The organism is Pseudomonas sp. TH08 (genome assembly GCF_016651275.1).
Classification (GTDB): Bacteria; Pseudomonadota; Gammaproteobacteria; order Pseudomonadales; family Pseudomonadaceae; genus Aquipseudomonas.
Genome location: NZ_JAEKEE010000005.1, coordinates 65210 through 79143, shown reverse-complemented (window position 1 = coordinate 79143; position 13934 = coordinate 65210). Strand labels below are relative to the sequence as shown.

At 56.9% G+C, this 13934-nt stretch carries 7 protein-coding genes, 1 other RNA gene and 3 pseudogenes; 9 read left to right on the top strand and 2 right to left on the bottom strand.

Annotated features, from left to right (window positions below):
- Positions 1-19: 19 nt before the first annotated feature.
- The 9 genes and pseudogenes from JFT91_RS23855 (at position 20) to JFT91_RS29765 (ending at position 8824) form a co-directional block, all read left to right on the top strand.
- Positions 20-844 carry a (Fe-S)-binding protein gene (locus JFT91_RS23855; protein WP_201234086.1) on the top strand — a complete coding sequence of 275 codons (825 nt, stop codon included), beginning with the start codon at positions 20-22 and terminating at the stop codon, positions 842-844.
- Positions 841-2295 (top strand): LutB/LldF family L-lactate oxidation iron-sulfur protein, encoded by a 1455-nt coding sequence (locus tag JFT91_RS23850; RefSeq protein WP_201234085.1) that lies wholly within the window; start codon positions 841-843, stop codon positions 2293-2295. Before JFT91_RS23855 ends, JFT91_RS23850 begins: the two co-directional genes overlap by 4 nt.
- Positions 2295-2966: a LutC/YkgG family protein gene (locus tag JFT91_RS23845; RefSeq protein WP_201234084.1), complete on the top strand. Its 672-nt coding sequence runs from the start codon at positions 2295-2297 to the stop codon at positions 2964-2966. The genes JFT91_RS23850 and JFT91_RS23845 overlap by 1 nt, the downstream gene beginning before the upstream one ends.
- Positions 2963-5773: an FAD-binding and (Fe-S)-binding domain-containing protein gene (locus tag JFT91_RS23840; RefSeq protein ID WP_201234083.1), complete on the top strand. Its 2811-nt coding sequence runs from the start codon at positions 2963-2965 to the stop codon at positions 5771-5773. Before JFT91_RS23845 ends, JFT91_RS23840 begins: the two co-directional genes overlap by 4 nt.
- 130 nt (positions 5774-5903) lie before the next feature.
- The gene (locus tag JFT91_RS23835) at positions 5904-6182 is read left to right on the top strand and encodes a PA2433 domain-containing protein (protein ID WP_201234082.1); all 279 of its coding nucleotides are present in this window, start codon (positions 5904-5906) and stop codon (positions 6180-6182) included.
- A gap of 96 nt (positions 6183-6278) precedes the next feature.
- Positions 6279-6675, top strand: a transfer-messenger RNA (tmRNA) gene (gene ssrA / locus JFT91_RS23830).
- 188 nt (positions 6676-6863) lie between these two features.
- A pseudogene (locus JFT91_RS23825) lies at positions 6864-8111 on the top strand (integrase domain-containing protein).
- Between the two features lie 135 nt (positions 8112-8246).
- Positions 8247-8547, top strand: a pseudogene (locus JFT91_RS29770) (integrase domain-containing protein); the annotation flags it as partial.
- Positions 8544-8824: pseudogene (locus JFT91_RS29765) on the top strand (hypothetical protein). The pseudogenes JFT91_RS29770 and JFT91_RS29765, both read left to right, overlap by 4 nt.
- Positions 8825-8982: 158 nt before the next feature.
- On the opposite strand, the gene JFT91_RS23820 reads toward JFT91_RS29765, so the two are convergent.
- Together JFT91_RS23820 and JFT91_RS23815 are read right to left on the bottom strand one after the other, a co-directional pair.
- Positions 8983-11061, bottom strand: coding sequence for a UvrD-helicase domain-containing protein (locus tag JFT91_RS23820; protein ID WP_201234081.1), 2079 nt, complete (start codon positions 11059-11061; stop codon positions 8983-8985).
- Complete coding sequence (locus JFT91_RS23815; protein ID WP_242489358.1) at positions 11061-13934, bottom strand: site-specific DNA-methyltransferase; 2874 nt, start codon at positions 13932-13934, stop codon at positions 11061-11063. The genes JFT91_RS23820 and JFT91_RS23815 overlap by 1 nt, the downstream gene beginning before the upstream one ends.

The window sequence follows — 13934 nt, the reverse complement described above, 5'->3', positions numbered from 1 at the left end:
CCACCCGGAGACACGCCTGATGAGCGAGCTTTTTTACAACGCTGTGCCGAACGCGACTCGCGTTGCACCGCCACTGCCCGAACCTCGGCAATACCCCAGCGAAAAACCGTCGCGGGTCTACCTGTTCGGGACGTGTGTGGTCGACCTGTTCTACCCCGAAGCCGGAATGGACGCGATCCACCTGCTGGAGCGCGAAGGGATTCAGGTCGAATACCCGCAAGGGCAAAGCTGCTGCGGGCAACCGGCCTACACCTCGGGTTACACCGAGCAGGCGCGGACGGTAGCGCGCTCGCAACTGGCGCTGTTTGCCGGGGATTATCCGGTGGTGGTGCCGTCGGGTTCCTGCGCGGGCATGCTGCGCGAACATTACGCCGACTTGTTCAAGGACGAGCCGCAGACGTTGAAAGAGGTTCAGGCCCTCGCGGCCCGTACCTACGAATTGGCCGAATTTCTGCTGTTCGTCTGCAAGGTGCAGCTCAAGGACAGTGGCGAACCGGTCAAAGTCGCGCTGCATACTTCGTGCTCAGCGCGCCGCGAAATGAATACCCACCTGCACGGCCGTGAGTTGTTGGCCCAGTTGAGCAACGTTGAGCGGGTCAATCACGACCACGAAAGCGAATGCTGTGGCTTTGGTGGGACATTCAGCGTCCGTATGCCAGACATTTCCGGCGCGATGGTGGCTGACAAGACCCGGGCGCTGAAGGAATCCGGCGCGCACAAGGTACTGAGTGCCGACTGCGGCTGTTTGATGAACATCAACGGCGCATTGGAGAAACAAAAAGAAGCGCTACGCGGGCAACATCTCGCCAGCTTCTTGTGGCAGCGAACCGGAGGTGCGAAATGAGCACCTCGACGATTATTCCTACGGTCGCCGTAGAAGAAGATTTCCGCACTCGGGCCCACAACGCTCTGGGTGATCAGCAGCTACGGAACAACTTCCGCACGGCGATGGATTCACTGATGACCAAGCGGGCAGCGTCGTTCAGCGATGCCCACGAAAGAGAACATTTGCGTGCCCTGGGCAACTCGGTCAGGGCCCGTGCGCTTTCCAGGTTGCCCGACTTGCTTGAGCAACTTGAACAGAACCTGACCCGCAACGGTGTGACAGTGCACTGGGCGGAAACGGTGGACGAGGCCAATGGCATCGTCTTATCGATCATCCGCGCTCACGAGGCGCGGCAAGTGATCAAGGGCAAATCGATGGTCAGCGAAGAGATGGAGATGAACCATTTCCTCGAGGCTCGGGACATTGAATGTCTTGAGTCCGACATGGGGGAATACATCGTCCAGCTCGACCACGAGAAGCCTTCACACATCATTATGCCGGCGATCCACAAGAATGCCGGTCAGGTCGCGTCCTTGTTCCACGACAAACTTGGCGTGGAATACACCAAGGACGTTGACCAACTCATTCAAATCGGTCGCAAGGTTTTGCGGCAGAAATTCTTCGAAGCGGACATCGGCGTCTCCGGCGTCAACTTCGCCGTGGCCGAAACCGGCACGCTGCTGCTGGTGGAAAACGAAGGCAACGGCCGCATGACCACCACCGTCCCGCCGGTGCACATTGCCGTCACCGGTATCGAAAAGGTTGTGGAAAACCTGCGCGACGTGGTGCCGTTATTGTCGCTGCTGACCCGTTCGGCGCTCGGTCAGCCGATCACTACCTACGTCAACATGATCTCCGGCCCGCGCAAGGAACACGAGCTCGACGGCCCGCAGGAAGTGCATCTGGTGCTGCTCGACAACGGCCGCAGCCAGGCGTTTGCCGACAGTGAATTGCGCCAGACCCTGAACTGCATCCGCTGCGGCGCGTGCATGAATCATTGCCCGGTGTATACCCGCGTCGGAGGCCACACCTATGGCGAGGTGTATCCGGGGCCGATCGGCAAAATCATCACACCGCACATGGTCGGCCTGGCGAAAGTCCCCGACCACCCGAGTGCCTCGTCATTGTGCGGCGCCTGCGGTGAAGTGTGCCCGGTAAAAATTCCTATACCGGCCATCCTGCGACGCCTGCGCGAAGAGAACGTCAAAGCACCGGACAGCCCCCATCAAGTGATGCGCGGCCAGGGCAGCAAATATTCGCGCAAGGAACGTTTGATCTGGAACGCCTGGGCGACACTCAACAGCTCACCGACGCTGTATCGATTGTTCGGCTTCTTCGCTACACGCTTGCGTGCCTTGACCCCGAGCAAAATCGGTCCTTGGACGCAAAACCACAGCGCGCCGAAACCCGCCGCCCGCTCACTGCACGACATGGCCCGCGAGCATCTGGCCAAACAGGGAGATCGCTGATGAGTGCCAAGCAAAATATCCTCGGCAAACTGCGCAAAAGTCTGACGGGCGCCACACCGATCGCTGACAACTTCGATGTCGATCTGGTGACCCAGCCTTACACCTACAGCGCCGAACAACGCATCCCGCAATTGCGCAAACTGATGGAAGCGGTGCACACCGAAATCCATATGACCTCGGGTACTGAGTGGCCGGCGCTGCTTGCCCAATTGCTGCATGACCGTCAGTTGCCAAGCCTGCTGATCGCACCCACTACGCCACATGGTGAAAAAATCACTCAGCACTGGGCCAACAATCCCGATCTGCCGACGCTGAAATCCTACGACCGCCCGATGGAAGAATGGAAAGCCGAGCTGTTCGACGACACCCCGGCCAGCCTCACCGGCACGCTTGGCGCCATCGCCGCCACCGGCAGCCTGATTCTCTGGCCAACACGCGAAGAACCGCGCTTGATGAGCCTGGTGCCGCCGGTGCATTTCGCCCTGCTCAAGGCCAGCGAAATACGCGACAACTTTTATCAGGTGCAACAGGAATTCAACTGGGCTCAGGGCATGCCGACCAACGCGTTGCTGGTGTCCGGCCCGTCGAAAACTGCTGACATTGAACAAGTGCTGGCTTACGGCGCACACGGCCCGAAAGATCTCGTGGTCTTGATCCTGGAGGACCAATGACGCTTCCGGTTAATTTCCTGCGTGACGCGCAGCAACTTATTCCAGCGGATCGCCGCTTCGATGATGCGCTGTCGACTCTGGCCTTCGGCACCGACGCCAGTTTTTATCGGCTGATCCCCAAACTGGTGATCCGCGTTGAATCGGAAGATGAAGTCGTGGCGCTGCTGAAACTGGCCCAGCGCGATCACGTTCCGGTGACCTTCCGCGCCGCCGGCACCAGTCTTTCCGGGCAGGCAATCAGCGATTCTGTGTTGATCGTGCTTGGGGATAACTGGAACGCTCGCGAAATCCGCGGCCAAGGCATGCAAATCCGTTTGCAACCGGGCGTGATCGGCGCACAGGCCAACGCATGGCTGGCGCCGTTCGGGCGCAAGATCGGCCCGGACCCGGCGTCGATCAACGCCTGCAAAATCGGCGGCATCGTCGCCAATAACGCGAGTGGCATGTGCTGCGGTACTGCGCAAAATACCTATCACACACTGGCCGGGATTCGCCTGGTACTGGCTGACGGCACGCGACTGGACACTGAAGACGCTGACAGTGTTGCGGCATTCCACGCAAGCCACGGCGAACTGCTCGAGCGCTTGGTGACATTGGGTCGCGAGACCCGCGCCAATGCCGAACTCGCTGCTCGAATCCGCCACAAATATCGTCTGAAAAATACCACCGGCCTGTCGCTCAACGCCTTGGTGGATTTTGATGAGCCTGTGGATATCTTGAGCCACTTGCTGGTCGGTTCAGAAGGTACTCTCGGTTTCATCAGTGCAGTGACTTACGACACCGTCATCGATCACCCGAACAAGGCCTCGGCGCTGATCGTGTTCCCGGATGTAGAAACCTGCTGCAACGCGGTGACCGTGCTGAAAAGCCAACCGGTATCAGCGCTGGAGCTGCTTGATCGACGCAGCCTGCGTTCGGTACAGGACAAACCGGGCATGCCCGCTTTCGTACAGCAGCTGTCGGATAATTCCTGCGCGCTGCTGATCGAATCCCGCGCAGCTTCTTCCACTTTGCTGCAGGAACAACTGGCGCAGATCATGGCGTCGCTCAGTGGATTCCCGGTTGAAAAACAGGTCGATTTCACCGAAGACCCAACCGAGAACGCCAAGCTCTGGGCAATCCGCAAGGACACCTTCCCCGCCGTCGGCGCGGTGCGCAAAACCGGCACCACGGTGATCATCGAAGATGTGACCTTCCCGGTCGAACAGTTGGCCATCGGGGTGAACCGCTTGATCGAACTGTTCGACAAACACTCCTACGACGAAGCGATCCTTTTCGGACACGCGCTGGAAGGCAATCTGCACTTCGTCTTCACCCAAGGCTTCAACAGCCCGGAAGAAGTCGCACGCTATCAGGCGTTCATGGACGACGTCGCGCAATTGGTAGCGGTGGAGTTCGGCGGTTCACTAAAAGCAGAACACGGCACCGGGCGTAACATGGCGCCGTTCGTGGAGCTGGAATGGGGCAGCGACGCCTACCAACTGATGTGGCAGCTCAAACGCCTGCTCGACCCGAACGGCATCCTCAATCCGGACGTAGTGCTCAGCGAAGATCCACAGATCCATCTCAAGCACCTGAAACCGTTGCCAGCGGCCGACGAGATTGTCGACAAGTGCATCGAGTGCGGCTTCTGCGAACCGGTTTGCCCGTCGAAAGGGCTGACCCTGAGTCCGCGTCAGCGCATCGTGATCTGGCGGGATATTCAGGCGAAAAAACGCGCTGGGGTCGACACCACTGAACTGGAAAAAGCCTACGAATACCAAGGCATCGAGACCTGTGCCGCAACAGGCTTGTGCGCGCAACGTTGCCCTGTAGGCATCAACACCGGCGAGCTGGTGAAAAAGCTGCGAGGCCGACACGCCACGCATCAGAAAACCGCTGACTGGATTGAAGGAAACTTCGCCAAAACGCTGCAAGGTGCACGCTTCACTCTGCACGTGGCCAACGGTGCGCGGATGATGCTCGGCGCGCCGGGTCTGGCGAAGCTTTCGGCAACGCTGACGCGCCTGTCCAAAGGCCAGGTGCCGCTGTGGACCAATGCAATGCCGCAACCGGAGAAGGCCATTCGCTTCAGCCCGAGCGTGTCGGACGAGCGCCCCCGCGTGGTGTATCTGGCGGCTTGCGTATCGCGGGTTATGGGCCCGGCGGCGGGCGACAAAGAGCAGATGTCGCTGTACGACAAAACCCGTGGGCTGCTGGAAAAGGCAGGTTACCAAGTGGTGTTCCCGGACAATCAGGACAACCTCTGCTGCGGTCAGCCGTTCGCGTCCAAGGGGTATGCAGAGCAAGCGGAACACAAGCGTCAGGAACTGATCAGCGCTCTGCTCCACGCCAGTCGCGGCGGGCTCGATCCGATCTATTGCGACACTAGCCCATGCACGTTGCGGTTGGTGCAGGATGTCGGAGATGTTCGCCTGGATCTGTACGATCCGGTGCGATTCATTCGTACGCATCTTCTCGATCGACTGGACTTTACCCCGCAGGACGCACCGATTGCCGTGCATGTGACGTGCAGCACTCAGCATCTGGGCGAAGCTCAGGCGCTGATCGATCTGGCGCGCAAGTGCAGCAAAACCGTTGTGATTCCGGAAGGTATTCACTGCTGTGGATTTGCCGGTGACAAAGGTTTCACCACGCCGGAGCTGAACAGCCATTCACTGCGCACACTCAAGGACGCGGTACAGCATTGCAGCGAGGGGATTTCCACCAGCCGCACTTGCGAAATCGGTCTGACGCAACATGGCGGGATCGACTATCACGGCTTGGTCTATCTGGTCGACCGGGTGACTCAGGCAAAGGCCTGCTGAAGAAAAGTAGAACCCTTGAGCGAGACCGCAGTCCACAGAACAGGCCCCGAACACTCGGGGCCGTTCCTTCTTTCGGTGACCGGCCCTCATGGTCAGCGAAGTGTGGATTCCTCAGTGCAAGGAGATACTCATGAAGCGTTCTGTACTGTTAGGCCTGTTCGTCACTGCCTCGATGATGGCTTCCACTTCGTTCGCCGCAGGCGAGCCTGCCACTCAATGCGATCTCAATTTGCAGACCATCAACAATATGAAAGGGCAGTTGGCATCGAAGCCTGAATTGAGTCAGATGGCGGAGGCCAGCGTAAGCAAGGCTCAAGAGCTCAAGGACCAGGGCAAGACCGAGGACTGTGTTGCAGAAACCCAGCGAACCATTCTGGACCTTCGCAAATCTACCGGCACCAACAATTGATCAGCGCCTTGGCCAACCTTCGGGTTGGCCTTGTCGGCCGATTGACGTACACTGCGCAGGCTTGTTGCTCAAACAGATGTACTGAGCAATGAGTTCGGGGCCGTTTAGGATTCGACGCCGGTTGCGAAACTTTAGGTGCATGCCGACTTGGTAACAGAAGTCGTAAATCCACTGTTGCAACTACTTATAGTTGCCAATGACGAAAACTACGGCCAGGAATTCGCTCTCGCTGCGTAAGCAGCCTTAGCCCTGAGCTTCTGGTACCTTCGGGTCCAGCAATCACCAGGGGATGTCTGTAAACCCAAAGTGATTGTCATATAGAACAGAATCGCCGTGCAGTACGTTGTGGACGAATCGGCTAAAACTTACACAACTCGCCCAAAGCACCCTGCCCTTCGGGTCGCTGAGGGTTAACTTAATAGAAACGGCTACGCATGTAGTACCGACAGCGGAGTACTGGCGGACGGGGGTTCAAATCCCCCCGGCTCCACCAACTCAACAAAAAAAGACGTCCAAGGACGTCTTTTTTTGTGCCTGAAATCCAGTGGATACAGGGAGTTCAGCGATTTGGGGGGGCCTTGGAGGATTTTGCGAGTTCCAGCCGCCTTGGTATCCCAAGTGGTATCCCGAACTACCAAATGCTATTTTCAGGATACCAAAACGGTGCTGGAGGTGGCGCCCATGCCTACTAACGCAACCCTCCTCTCTGATCGCCAGCTCAAGGCAACTGGTAAAGACTTCGTCCTCAGCGACGGCGATGGCTTGCAGCTTCGAGTACGCACCAGCGGCTCGATGATGTGGAATTTCAATTATCGCGAGCCGTTGACCAGAAGCCGTCTTAATATGGCGCTCGGCCCATACCCCGACCTCTCATTAGCGAATGCTCGGAAGAAAGCAGTCGAGGCGCGAGAGCTACTTGCTCAACGCATTGATCCCAAAGCCCAGCGCGATGAGCAAAGGCAAGCCAGACCGGCTGAGACCGAACACACCTTCGAGAAGATAGCCACCGCCTGGTTCGAACTGAAGAAAAACTCAGTGACGCCAGCGTATGCCGAGGATATTTGGCGTTCACTTACGCTGCATGTTTTTCCGAGCATGAAATCGACGCCGCTTTCTGAAGTCAGTGCTCCTATGGTGATCAAGCTCTTTCGCCCGATTGAGGCCAAAGGCAGCCTCGAAACAGTGAAGCGGCTGAGCCAACGACTCAACGAGATCATGACCTACGGGGTCAATTCAGGACTTATCTTTGCGAACCCCCTCAGTGCCATTCGGGCGGTGTTCAAGAAACCCAGAAAAGAGAACATGGCCGCGCTACGACCTGACGAGCTTCCGGAGCTCATGATGGAAATCGCGAATGCCATCATCAAGCGAGTCACGCGCTGTCTGATCGAATGGCAGTTGCACACGATGACCCGCCCTGTCGAGGCAGCCACCACTCGGTGGGCAGACATCGATTTCGACAAACGCATTTGAACCATCCCACCGGAGCGCATGAAAAAGCGTCGCCCGCATACCATCCCGCTGACTGAACAGGCACTCGCATTACTGGAGATACTAAAGCCCCATAGCGGCCACAGAGAATACGTGTTTCCGGCAGATAGAAACCCGCGTACCCACGCTAGTAGCCAGACCGCCAACATGGCGTTGAAACGCATGGGCTTTCAGGACCGCTTGGTCAGCCACGGCATGCGCTCCATGACCAGCACCATCCTGAACGAGCATGGGTGGGATCCGGAGCTGATCGAAGCCGCGCTGGCGCATGTCGACAAGGACGAAGTTCGTAGCGCCTACAACCGAACAGATTACATCGAACGCCGACGCCCGATGATGGCTTGGTGGAGTGAGCATATTCAGAAGGCGGCAACGGGCAGTCTGTCGGCATCTGCGATCAATCAAATTAGAGACAATAATGTCGTGCCTATACGCTGAGGGCTCACCGGAGTGCCATGGCGCGCGGCATGCCTGTGCTCCTCCGACTAAGCCCCTGCGCATGGGAGGGCTCTGCATTCCCATGCGCAGGGGCTCGCATTTAAAAGACAAACGAATTGTTAATCGAATCTCCCTTCGCCCCCTGGCAGCCGCATTTTGCCAAACAGTGATGAAAGCTATGCGGCGTTCTTGCCACAGACCGTGCGTTCCGATCGACAACTCTTCATCTAGAGGGCCTGAAGGCCCTCATTAGCTGCAGGCGGCCTACGCCTGCGAGCGTTACGAACAGCTCACTGGCCACGCCGCACCGGTCAATGGTGGCCACTGCTATCGCATTGACCGCAACCTTGATCAGCAGGCGCGCCAACAGATCAGCCTTGAGCTCGGGCATAACCGGATCGATGTGGTTTCGGACTACATAGGAGGTCGAGCGTGAGCAAGCCCTTCAACATGGCGTTATTCCTGAGCGGCGTATTGACTGTCTCGAAGGTCACGCAGCAACGACACCTACGTCAAGCCCGAATCATGCAAGCGGCAATTCAGCAGCGATGGCAATGCGAAAATCCGTGGACGTGGAAACACAAGCATGTGCGTCGGTTTCTGACTCAGTATCTGAAAGACCACTCCAATGTTGCCAAGTTTACTATCGACTCACCATCGTGCTGATCTGGAATCGAATGGGGAGGGCCCAAAACGCAAAAAGGTGCACTTAGGTGAATAGCACTGTTCACCCAAAGCTCACCGCCAAAATAAGGCAGTGATTATGGACCTGAGTGCGCGCTAGGGAAGGCTCTCCGGTGTGTCTAGCGAGATCAGCGGCGAATTAACGCGGCGCTCCTAGCAGAACCGGTAAAACCCAATACCCGAATATCTATTTTTGCATCAAATCCTGCAGAAACTCCGACTCCGGCTGGACAGCCGAAACATACAGTTGATCGCGGGCACGGGTGCAAGCCACATACAGCAACTGGCGTTCGGTGTTATAGATTTCGGTCAGCTCGACCTCGTCGGCAGCAGTGTCGATGCGCATTTGTGAAGGAATGATTTCATCATCGCAAGCCATCACCGCGACCACCCGAAATTCCATACCTTTGGCCAAATGCATGGTGGTGATGCTTACAAATCCTTCTTCCGTTGCCATATCCTTGCCAAGCACACGTCCTTTTAGGCCAGCAGCCTTTACCGCCGCCTTTGCGCGTGAGAGTTCGTCTTCAGATCGGACAAAGATGCCAATTTCCTGCGGCAGTACTCCAAAGCCGTTGCATTGCCTCAACCATACGCCAACGGCCTGGCTTTCTGTATCTGCATCGATATAGCCGCGAATGGTTGGCTCCGGCCCATTGAACACGGAAATCGTACCCTTACGGCTTTCGACATTGCCGTCTACGTCGGATACCTCGGGGTCGAGCAGGCGGTCAGCCTGCGAGCGAATTTGATGTGAGGTGCGGTAATTGATATTGAGCGTACGTGAGCGACCGCGCACATCCACACCCACAGATTTCCACGAGAACGGGGTTTGGAAAATGCGTTGGCCTAGGTCCCCCGCGAAAAAGAGTGCGTTGGCGCGGTTGCCGGCAATCGCTGCGAGGAAGCGCAGTTGCTGCACGCTGATGTCCTGAGCCTCATCTACCACGATGCAATCAAACACCGGATGCTTACGGTTTGGCATGACTTCAGCAAGCTTGGCGAACATTTCTGCGGTAGTGATCTTGCCGGCTTGTTTCAACTGCTTCTGCACCTGAGCGAACGCTTGCCAATACAAGGCGCGCTGCGCTTCAGGCAAACGGGTCTTTCGGCCAAGCCGCTTGGCGTCCCTGTAAGCCTCCCATTCATGGGCCTGCAAGCTGTCCACTACATCATCCCATTCGGACAGCAAGAACGTAGCATTGGCTTTCAGACCAGGGAACTGCGCAGCAGCAGCTTTAAGCAGTGAGGAAATTTCATCGCGGCTAGCGAATGTAGGCTTACCGAACTCCGCCGCATATAAGCGAATTCCGATGGCGTCCATCGCAGCCACGTCGATGCGTTCGCCGAGCTTGGGAGTATTCCAGATCAGCCGGTATAAATTGCCTCGCAGCGCGTTGGCCAGAGTATCCGAGAACGTGGAAAGCAGCACGCGGGCGTCCTCATCCTTACGGGCGAGATGAACTGCGCGGTGCAAGGCAACTACGGTCTTGCCGGTGCCGGCTGAGCCGGACACACGCGCCGCACCGTTGTAACTTCGATCGACCAGTTGACGCTGTGCCGGGTGCAGGAACACCGTCCACTTGTCCCACGGGTACTCTAAGGCACGGGCTAGCTCGTCCATATCGGACATGACGCGGAAGCGACGCTGTGCATCCGGATGTTGGAATGGATCAGCCCCTTTATCCGCCACTTCCGGCAATGCTGGTGTGCCACCTGTTGCCAATTCGAGTAGCGCTTCGGCCGCTTCTACGGGCAGATGGTCGGCTAGTTGCAGCAGCGAATCCTCGTCGGTAGCCATCACGTCGACAAGCCATTCCTGCGGGACTCCATAGGCTAGTAATTTAGCCTCGCTATATTTTGCGAATAGCTTCGGCTTATGAGGCTTTGCCGGCGTATTGTTCTCTACGTACTTAGGAACGAGAATTTCTTCAACACGCTCACGGATTTCGACGAGCTGCGCTGCGCCGGTAGTCGGATGTACTTCAAGCTTGCGTCGCTCGGCCCATTGATAGGCCCTGTCGTGGTGGTCGACGTAGCACAGCAGCAGGCTGCCCGTTGTCTTATGGACGATCACACGTATGTCGCGACTGACTCGCACCGACCAAAAATTCGGGTCTTTAGCTCTTTCGAGCTTGTGAAAGCTCATGCCTTTGCCACTCGGATCAACCTGCAAATCGAACGCGGTGGTCTTGGTTGCCTTCTGCTCATCGCCGGTCAAGCGGGCGAGGCTGGTGGTAAACGTATCAGCGATGCGGAATTCCATCAGTTCACCTTAAATACCTTCATCACCTCATCGCCGAGGTGATTGATGACCTTCACCGCAAACCGGCCATTGCTCGGTTTCGGGAAAGGGCGCGATGTGTCGGAGTTGAGTGTCGCCCAAGCGTCGGGATCGATTTCAGCCTTGAGAGTAGTTTTCAGGGCCTTGTATGGGTCGTTCGCGCCGAGGAAGTAGGCATGGCGGACGAAGAAGGACTCCTCGTTGTAGTCGGTGTCCAGGAACCAGCAGGCGATACCGTCCGCACCGTCGCTTCTTACTTCACCAGTACTGGGGTGAAATACGTCCACTCCGTTGATGCGCACCACCAGTTGCCCGTCAGCAGGCACCTCGATAACGTCACGCTTGCCATCGTATGAGCGGATGCTGCGTCCTTGCGTGTCCAGCACGTCCACATCCGGCTCGCCGAAGATCACAAACAGATTGCCTTTGCCGGTGTTCTTTAAGTCTTCAGCCATGTGAAGGTCGGCGTTCATGCGCGCTTTGAGTACGTTGATGCGGCCCAGTTTGCTGAATTCGCTAGCGGGTGCGTCGTAGTTGAAGGCACACGCGATGAGTACGTCAAAGTTGGCATCACCCGCTTCGCGTGCAGCATCCACGAGATCAGCTCGACTAATGGTGCCGAATTCTGGGCCTACCAAGATGCCTGCACGCTTCACTTGTCCATTTTCCAGGTAGTGGCCTTCGGCGCAGACCAGTTCTCCCGGCCACGGCTTCAATGAGGTGAATTCGATCTTGTCGGATTTGTGTGCCTGCTGCACACCGGCAGAACGCAGGTTAGACAGGATCAGACTGACGAAGTCCTGGCCGTATTCGGCTTGCGTTTCGGCCACATGGTCAATCAGGTTGTCTTCCTCGTCCACACCTAACACGCGGTGCGGCGACAGCGACTCAACGGTGAATGGGCCGGCCACGCGTACACGCTTTTTGTCCGCGTACGGTTTGTCATAGAGAAACTCGGAATCGGCTTTGGCGTCGATTGACGCGTCGATTTCCTTTTGCCGGGCAATACGTTGCTGCCACCAGTCGCGGTGTAGCTTCTTCGCCGCGTCGCTCCATTTTGCACCGATCTCGCGCGGGATTTCCCATTCCCGCCATTGTTTGCCGAGCGCCTTGTTTAAGGCTACGCGCAATGGTTCCAGCACTTGCTGGAATTTGTCCCATATGACCTCGATCTCGGCGTTGTTAGCAATCGACTTCAAAGTAATGCGCGACACTCGCTCATACACGAAGCCGTGCACAATGTTGCCGTAGGTGGAGGACGAACTAGGTATGCCTCGTATAATTACGGCTTCCTTCCGCTGGCCCTCCGGAGAATCAGCCAACAGGTAGAACGGGTACCGCGCGCCCATGATGCGGGCTCTTGCCAATGCCAATGCTACTCGCGAGGTGTCGACGGTGATCCAGCGGCGTCCCCATTGTTCAGCGACATATGCCGTTGTGCCGGAGCCGCAGGTCGGGTCGAGCACAAGATCACCGGGATCGGAAGCCATCAACAAACATCGTTCGACCACGGACGTTGCTGTTTGCACGACGTAAATCAAGCCGGTGCCGATCTGTAGCGACTCCCAACGATCCGCAATAGGCAAGACCGAGAAATCATTGAGATAGCGCTTGTAGCGTAGGGTTGAAGCGCCTGCAACAACACGCCCGGCTTTCGCTAGAACCCCAAGACCAGCGATTGTAGTTTTCCAGTGGTTCGACGCGCCTGAACGATATGGCTTGTCCCGAAACTCAAAAATCTGCTCACTTGAGGCCTGACCAGATGAAATCAGACTTGTTTGTTGAAAAATCCTTCCCGGAGGAATTTCGACTTTGCGCTCCAGTTCATCACGCTTCAACCGACGCTCTTCGCCGTCTTCAAGTTCGATTTGATCGTAGCGGTCTGAAGAAACATGGCCCGCGGTTCGCTGTGTGTAAAGCTGCCGATATTTGACTTTTTCTTTCGAGCGGGCGTACCAGAGTACAAAGTCCACAGTATTCGCTAGAAGACTTGATGACTGGCTGCCGGTTTTCTGCACTTGGATCATCGAGATGAAATTGTCTTCACCAAATATTTCGTCAAGCAAGACACGCACCCGATGCACATTCTCATCACCGATCTGCAAGAAAATAGAGCCGGATTCTGTCAGTAAATCCCGGGCCACTATCATTCGGTCACGCAAGTACGTCAGATACGAATGTATGCCGTCGCGCCAGGTATCTCGGAACGCCTTTACCTGCTCCGGTTCACGGGTGATGTGTCCAGCGTTGCCATCTTTCACATCGCGGCTCGTGGTTGACCACTGGAAATTGCTATTAAATTTGATCCCGTAGGGCGGATCGAAATAGATGCACTGCACCTTGCCGCGCAACCCCTCGCGCTCGGCCAGACTCGCCATCACCTGCAGACTGTCTCCCAAGATCATCCGATTCTGCCAATGACCCTCGTGCTGGTAGAACTCCGTGCGATCCGCGCCCTCGGGCAAACCATTGAAGTCGCCGAACAAGTCCAGCGTGCCAGCTTGTGGCTCGGCAGCCTCGCGACGTCCCTCCGTCTGGCGACGTAGATCGTCGATCAGCACCTTTGGCTTGACCTTTTCTTGGATGTAAAGCGGCGGCGCATTGACGACCAGATCTGACCAGTCCTGTTGATCCTTGCCGCGCCAAATTAGTTGCGGGTCGAGATCGCGGTTGCGCTGGACCTTTTCGTCGTCCATTCCGTTGTTACCGCGTGTATATCTCACCTTGATGGGTGCCTGCTCGTGGTGTTGCATCACCGACTGATGCTCCACGGTCGGGATGTTCTTGCGCTTAGCTTCAGTGTGCGTGAGCTGTTCAACGCTCTTGCCGGGCTGCTGCGTTCTCTTGGTCGCCAT

What these genes read in the sequence shown, in the direction of transcription:
- JFT91_RS23850 (WP_201234085.1), top strand. Translation starts at nt 841, where the DNA reads ATGAGCACCTCGACGATTATTCCTACGGTCGCCGTAGAAGAAGATTTC.
- JFT91_RS23855 (WP_201234086.1), top strand. Translation starts at nt 20, where the DNA reads ATGAGCGAGCTTTTTTACAACGCTGTGCCGAACGCGACTCGCGTTGCA.
- JFT91_RS23845 (WP_201234084.1), top strand. Translation starts at nt 2,295, where the DNA reads ATGAGTGCCAAGCAAAATATCCTCGGCAAACTGCGCAAAAGTCTGACG.
- JFT91_RS23840 (WP_201234083.1), top strand. Translation starts at nt 2,963, where the DNA reads ATGACGCTTCCGGTTAATTTCCTGCGTGACGCGCAGCAACTTATTCCA.
- JFT91_RS23835 (WP_201234082.1), top strand. Translation starts at nt 5,904, where the DNA reads ATGAAGCGTTCTGTACTGTTAGGCCTGTTCGTCACTGCCTCGATGATG.
- JFT91_RS23820 (WP_201234081.1), bottom strand. Translation starts at nt 11,061, where the DNA reads ATGGAATTCCGCATCGCTGATACGTTTACCACCAGCCTCGCCCGCTTG.
- JFT91_RS23815 (WP_242489358.1), bottom strand. Translation starts at nt 13,934, where the DNA reads ATGGCGACCAAGAGAACGCAGCAGCCCGGCAAGAGCGTTGAACAGCTC.